The organism is Pseudomonas sp. PS02303 (genome assembly GCF_029959925.1).
In the GTDB taxonomy this organism is placed as follows: Bacteria; Pseudomonadota; Gammaproteobacteria; order Pseudomonadales; family Pseudomonadaceae; genus Aquipseudomonas; species Aquipseudomonas mandelii.
Genome location: NZ_JASCOM010000026.1, coordinates 46,890 through 53,003, shown reverse-complemented (window position 1 = coordinate 53,003; position 6,114 = coordinate 46,890). Strand labels below are relative to the sequence as shown.

At 57.5% G+C, this 6,114-nt stretch carries 8 protein-coding genes; 4 read left to right on the top strand and 4 right to left on the bottom strand.

Going from position 1 to position 6,114, the window contains the following annotated elements:
• Nucleotides 1–149: 149 nt before the first annotated feature.
• Complete coding sequence (locus QMX98_RS09760; RefSeq protein WP_145305969.1) at nucleotides 150–413, bottom strand: DUF4404 family protein; 264 nt, start codon at nucleotides 411–413, stop codon at nucleotides 150–152.
• Between the two features lie 109 nt (nucleotides 414–522).
• On the bottom strand, nucleotides 523–1,143 hold the full coding sequence (locus QMX98_RS09755) for a phosphatase (protein ID WP_077748234.1): 621 nt from the start codon (nucleotides 1,141–1,143) through the stop codon (nucleotides 523–525).
• Between the two features lie 200 nt (nucleotides 1,144–1,343).
• Here QMX98_RS09755 and QMX98_RS09750 point away from each other — a divergent pair, with 200 nt between their 5' ends.
• Nucleotides 1,344–2,033, top strand: coding sequence for a VacJ family lipoprotein (locus QMX98_RS09750; protein ID WP_010456300.1), 690 nt, complete (start codon nucleotides 1,344–1,346; stop codon nucleotides 2,031–2,033).
• Between the two features lie 61 nt (nucleotides 2,034–2,094).
• Here QMX98_RS09750 and QMX98_RS09745 read toward each other — a convergent pair whose 3' ends face one another.
• Nucleotides 2,095–2,394 carry a PilZ domain-containing protein gene (locus tag QMX98_RS09745; RefSeq protein ID WP_077748235.1) on the bottom strand — a complete coding sequence of 100 codons (300 nt, stop codon included), beginning with the start codon at nucleotides 2,392–2,394 and terminating at the stop codon, nucleotides 2,095–2,097.
• A 277-nt stretch (nucleotides 2,395–2,671) separates the two neighbouring features.
• Between QMX98_RS09745 and rssB the strand changes: the two genes are divergently transcribed.
• Nucleotides 2,672–3,853, top strand: a complete 1,182-nt coding sequence (gene rssB, locus QMX98_RS09740; RefSeq protein ID WP_010456296.1) for a two-component system response regulator RssB — start codon at nucleotides 2,672–2,674, stop codon at nucleotides 3,851–3,853.
• The gene (gene rssC, locus QMX98_RS09735) at nucleotides 3,853–4,335 is read left to right on the top strand and encodes an anti-sigma factor antagonist RssC (protein ID WP_007935262.1); all 483 of its coding nucleotides are present in this window, start codon (nucleotides 3,853–3,855) and stop codon (nucleotides 4,333–4,335) included. The genes rssB and rssC overlap by 1 nt, the downstream gene beginning before the upstream one ends.
• A gap of 112 nt (nucleotides 4,336–4,447) precedes the next feature.
• On the opposite strand, the gene tal is transcribed toward rssC, so the two are convergent.
• Nucleotides 4,448–5,374 carry a transaldolase gene (gene tal, locus QMX98_RS09730; protein WP_010456288.1) on the bottom strand — a complete coding sequence of 309 codons (927 nt, stop codon included), beginning with the start codon at nucleotides 5,372–5,374 and terminating at the stop codon, nucleotides 4,448–4,450.
• A 340-nt stretch (nucleotides 5,375–5,714) separates the two neighbouring features.
• Here tal and QMX98_RS09725 point away from each other — a divergent pair, with 340 nt between their 5' ends.
• The gene (locus tag QMX98_RS09725; RefSeq protein WP_077748237.1) at nucleotides 5,715–6,098 is read left to right on the top strand and encodes a hypothetical protein; all 384 of its coding nucleotides are present in this window, start codon (nucleotides 5,715–5,717) and stop codon (nucleotides 6,096–6,098) included.
• Nucleotides 6,099–6,114: the final 16 nt, after the last annotated feature.

Below are 6,114 nucleotides of genomic sequence, written 5' to 3'. Positions count from 1 at the left end.
GCTCGCGATGGCGGAGTGTCTGGCACCATCGATGTTGAATGTGCTGCCGTCATCGCGAGCAGGCTCGCTCCTACAAGGGATTGCAGTGCACTTCCCGGGTATGAAAAAGCCCCGCCATCACTGGCGGGGCTTTTTTGCATCTGGCGTATTCAGATCCCCATGTTGGCCAAGGCTTGCACGATGTTGCGCAAGGTGCCGGCAAGGGTAGGATGTTCCATTTCGAAGCGCTCGACGGCAAGGTTTACGTTGTCGGCGAGGCTGGAGTCCTGGGTTTTGGTTTCGAGCTCAAGCTCCAGTTCGATCTGTTGCATCAGCGCGTGCAGGTCTTCGCGCTCGGCTTCCGTCAGCGGCGGATTCTGTTCCAATTGCTCGCGCAGAGTATTGAGCTGTTGTTGCAGTTCGCGGGCAGGCATGGCGTTCTTCCTTTTATCGATAGGCACTGGCATAGACCGCAGCAGCGTGCCAAAGGTCTATGGCTTGCCTTTAGATTAATCCACTCCCGCGCAACCTGCATGATCTCGATCAGGGCTTTTCGCCCTTGAGCCGACGCAGGCTGATGTCCGCCAGGCAGGTGTCGAGCTCGCCGAGGTGATCGATCACCGAATGCACACCCAGGCTGAACAACTGCACGGTCGCTTTACCACGCAGGTGTTCGCGTTCCTTTTGGCTCAAGGCCTGCCATTCGTTGGGCGCCAACCCGCAGAGCGAACCGCAGGACGCCAGGCCGATCGTCCATAACCCGGCATTCAGTCCCGATTGCAGCAGTCGCGGTTCGCCACTGACCAGCACGCAACCATCGAGTCGTTCGACATTCAATGCCATCAAGGCTTGCCAGCAAGCGTTCGGCGCCGGCCATGGATTGAGTGTTGCGGGGTGTTGCGAAGGTTTGATCCACGCAGGCAGGGCGCCGGCCAGCGAATGGGTGAGGGCGGGGGGCAACTCGTCGAGCCAGGCGCAAGGAATCTGCTGGCGCTGCAAGCTGTTCAGACTGTCCAGCGCGCCGGGGGTGACCTCGGCATGCGCTGGTGTGTGAGTATCGTGCTGGCGCATCCGGGCGCCGAAATCCACCAGGCAACCGCTGAGCCCGAACAGTACGGCGGTCAGGCTGGGTGCGGCAACGGGCAAGGCTTCGGCGTGCGGCATATCAACGTCCCTGAAATAACGACAAGGCTATGTGTTGCCGGTGACAGTTGCATGACACTGATGTGAAGCGCGCTCAGTCAGGACGAATCATCTGTAAGTCCTCACGCGCGAGGCTGCCCTAAACCGGCTTTTCCGTCTTATACTAGCCAGCTTATCGCCTGGGCCAAGTGCCCATGCCAGTACAATCCAAGGAGTTTTCTATGCGCTGGAGCAATCGTCTAGCTCAGCTTTGTGTGTGTGCCAGCGTCTTGCTGGTTCCGTTCGCAGCCCAGGCTGCCACGGAAGAAGACCCTTGGGAAAGCGTCAACCGTCCAATCTTCCAGTTCAACGACTTCGTCGACACCTATGCACTCAAGCCAATCGCTCAAGGCTACCAGTTCGTGACGCCGCAGTTTCTGGAAGACGGCATTCACAACATGTTCCGCAACGTCGGTGATGTCACCAACCTTGCCAACAACGTCTTGCAGGCTAAACCGGCCGCGGCTGGCGTCGATACTGCGCGTCTGATCTTCAACACTACCTTCGGCCTGCTGGGCTTCTTCGACGTCGGCACCAAAATGGGCCTGAATCGTAGCGACGAAGACTTCGGCCAGACGCTCGGTTACTGGGGCTTGGGCAGCGGCCCGTATGTGATGTTGCCGTTGTTGGGCCCAAGCACGTTGCGTGATGCGCCATCCAAGTACGTCGACGGCTACACCGGCCCGTATCGCTATATCAACGACGTTCCCGTGCGTAACTCGATCTTCGGCCTGAACATCGTCGACACCCGCGCCAGCTTGCTGTCGAGCGAGAAGTTGATCACTGGCGACAAATACACGTTCATTCGCAATGCGTATTTGCAGAACCGCGAGTTCAAGGTCAAAGACGGCCAGGTCGAAGACGATTTTTGATCTCTACCCGTGAAATGAAGAAGGCGGCCGATTGGCCGCCTTCTTTCGTTTGGATCAGGGCTTATTTCATCTTCAAGATTGTAAGCCCGAGTTTCTGACTGCCACCGTCCTGTTCCTTCACCCAGACCACTTCGGTGTCGGCTTCAAGGCCTTTGAGCGCTACGTGATCGGAATCAATGCGCACGCTGAGCCGGTCTCCGACCTTGAAAAGGCGGGGTGCCTCGACCTGCATGCCACTGCTGGAAAGGTCGATGCAGACGGCTGGCACCTCATCGCCTTCGTGAATCAGCGACACATCGGCATCGACCCGCATGCGGATGAAATCGCGCTTTTCGCTGTAGTCCCGATCGGTTTGACTCATGGGCTTCATCCTTCCATTGGGTTACGGTTTTGCCTGTTCTTATAACTCCCGGTGATTTGACAAGTAAAGACGTCAAGCGACCATCGGCGTGAGCTTGAAACGCCCCGCGGATGGGAGTACCGTCTGCGCCTTAGAAGGGCACCTCTGGTGTACCTGTGTGTAGGGCAAATGCCCGATAACGGTGCGACAGAGAGGCTAGAAAGCGAATCCAGTAGTGTGAGCCGGGCTAAACCCCCGTGCCTGCTACGCCAACCTAATTCTGGCGCCGTTTGCCCACATGCCAAAAACCAGTGCCACGCTGCTGATAATCGATGATGACGAAGTAGTGCGCGCGAGCCTCGCGGCCTACTTGGAAGACAGTGGTTTCAGTGTCCTGCAAGCCAGCAATGGCCAGCAGGGTCTTCAGGTATTCGAGCAAGACAAGCCTGACTTGGTCATCTGCGATCTGCGCATGCCGCAGATGGGCGGACTCGAACTCATTCGCCAGGTCACCGAGCTGTCGCCGCAAACCCCGGTGATCGTGGTTTCGGGTGCCGGCGTGATGAACGACGCGGTCGAGGCCTTGCGCCTGGGTGCGGCGGATTACCTCATCAAGCCTCTCGAAGATCTGGCTGTGCTCGAGCACTCTGTGCGCCGTGCCCTGGATCGTGCGCGCCTGCTGCTGGAGAACCAGCGCTACCGCGAGAAGCTGGAAAAGGCCAACCGCGAGCTCGCCGCCAGCTTGAACCTGCTCCAGGAAGACCAGAACGCCGGTCGCCAGGTGCAGATGAACATGCTGCCGGTCAGCCCCTGGACCATCGACGAGTTCCAGTTCGCCCACCAGATCATCCCGTCGCTGTACCTGTCGGGTGATTTCGTTGACTACTTTCGGGTCGACGAGCGTCGCGTAGCCTTCTACCTGGCCGACGTTTCCGGCCATGGCGCCTCTTCAGCCTTCGTCACCGTGCTGCTGAAGTTCATGACCACGCGCTTGCTGTTCGAATCCAAGCGCAGCGGCACATTGCCAGAATTCAAGCCTTCAGAGGTCCTTGGTCATATCAACCGAGGCCTGATCAGTTGTAAGCTGGGTAAACACGTCACAATGGTCGGTGGTGTCATCGACGAGGAGACAGGTTTGTTGACCTATAGCATCGGTGGTCATTTGCCGTTGCCTGTGTTGTACACGCCAGACAGTGTTCGTTATCTGGAAGGTCGTGGTCTGCCGGTGGGCCTCTTCAATGAAGCCACCTATGAAGACCACGTGCTGGAGCTGCCGCCGACGTTCAGCCTGACGCTGATGTCCGATGGCATTCTGGACCTTTTGCCAGAACCTACACTCAAAGAAAAAGAAGCGGCTTTGCCCCAACGGGTCAAGGCAGCGGGCGGCAGCCTGGATGGTCTGCGGCAGGTTTTTGGATTGGCCACGCTAGGGGAGATGCCGGATGATATCGCCCTGTTGGTGTTGAGCAGGAATCTTTAATGAGTACCGGTAGAATCCAGTTCGCCGAGCAGGATGGCACCTTCGTCCTGAAGTTCGTCGGTGAAGTTCGCCTGACCCTGTGTTCGGCGTTGGATGCGACTATTGAGCGGATCTTCACCGCGTTGAACTTCAACGCGATCGTGATCGACCTGACCGAAACCCGCAGCATCGACAGCACCACCCTGGGCCTGCTGGCCAAACTGTCGATCCTCTCGCGGCAAAAGGTCGGCCTGCTGCCGACCGTCGTCACCACCCACGAAGACATCACCCGTCTGCTGCAGTCCATGGGCTTCGAGCAAGTGTTCAACATCGTTGACCGCCCGATCCCGTGCCCTGAATGCCTGACCGACCTGCCAGACCAGGATCAGTCCGAGGAAGTCGTGCGGATCAAAGTGCTCGAGGCACACAAAATCCTCATGGGCCTGAACGACTCCAATCGTGAAGCCTTCCATGACCTGGTGAATGCTTTAGAGCGCCATTGATCCCCTGAGAGGGATGTAGGGAAGGCGGGCTCCATCGCGAATCCCCGAATCCAAAGCATGAAAAAGGGCGACCCTGTAAGGGGTCGCCCTTTTTGCATTGCGCTGGACTAGATCACAGCTTGGCTTGCAGCAGTGCTTCGAGTTTTTCCTGGTCGCGAGCGAACTGACGAATCCCCTCAGCCAGTTTCTCGGTCGCCATCGCGTCCTCGTTGGACAACCAGCGGAACTGCGCTTCATTCAGGCTCAAGCGCCCTTCACCCGCATGCCCCGGGGCCAACTTGCGCTCCAGCTTGCCAGTGTCCGCCGCCAGCTTTTCCAACAGGTCCGGGCTGATGGTCAGGCGATCACACCCGGCCAACTGCTCAATCTGATTCAGATTGCGGAAGCTCGCACCCATGACCACGGTCTTGTAGTCATTGGCCTTGTAGTAGTTGTAGATACGCGTCACCGACTGCACACCCGGATCATCCGCGCCGGTGTAGTCGTTGCCGTTGGCTTTCTTGTACCAGTCGTAGATGCGGCCTACGAATGGCGAAATCAGGAACACCCCGGCGTCAGCACATGCCGCCGCCTGAGCAAACGAGAACAGCAGCGTCAGGTTGGTCTGAATGCCTTCCTTTTCAAGCTTCTCGGCGGCGCGAATGCCTTCCCAGGTGGAGGCGATTTTGATCAGCACGCGGTCACGGCCGATGCCGGCCTTGTCGTACAGCTCGATCAGACGGTGCGCACGCTTCAATACTGCGTCAGTGTCGAACGAAAGGCGTGCATCCACTTCAGTGGAAATGCGGCCCGGTACAACCTTCAGGATTTCCTGGCCTACCGCCACGCCGAAGCGGTCGCTGGCCAGGCCCACATCGCCCTTGCAGTCGTGGACGCAGGCGTTCAGCAACTCGGCATAACCGGGAATGGCCGCCGCTTTCAGCAGCAGGGAAGGGTTGGTGGTAGCGTCGACGGGTTTTACGCGAGCGATAGCTTCGAAGTCGCCGGTGTCGGCAACTACGGTGGTCATTTGTTTGAGTTGTTCCAGCTTGGAAGTCATGGGCGTGCTCTGTCCTATGGGTCTAATGACATTACCCGAGCGCTGACAGCCACTCAAGGGCGCATGTACGTATCGGTGGCCCCGTTGGCAACAACCGGAGAACGGATGTTTGAAAGGTGGGGCGCGGGTCTCGGTAAATACGATGCCAAAACCGCGCGCAGGTTCAAAGCAACTGACCGTTGACGGCTCTATGGCAACTCTGGCGCCTGAGCTGGCATGCCTGCATTCGCACGCCAACGGGTGTTAAAAAGGGTCGGGTTCAGCCGTTATAAGATGTCAATTAGTGCCACTCGGATGGCGTGTAATGTGGCGCGGATAAATGTAGGTATTGGATGGGGAAATGACTTCACAAGGTGAGCGGGTGTCTGCAATTGTGGAGGCCTTTGATGACATTATTCTCGGTTATGTCTTGAAAAAATTGACCGAAGTATTTGAAGCGCTGATGGCCGCATCAAAGAAGAACCATCCGGACAATATGACGGGTCTGGTTGAAATGGGAAGGGTGAAAGCCGCAAAGAAAATTCCCGCTTGGCTCAATCGCGTGAAACACAGCATGCCCAGCCAAGTCACTCGCGTGTTGCTGGAACAAATGAGCGACTCACAGAAGTCCAAACATGACCTGCGTTTTGAAGCGCAAGCCGTATTGTTCGAGGTGCTGGTGGAAGAGTCGCTGGCCATGGACGCCGCAAGTTATGCAGAGTGGATTAATAAAAGCGCCGGTTGATGGTGGGCGCGGTCAT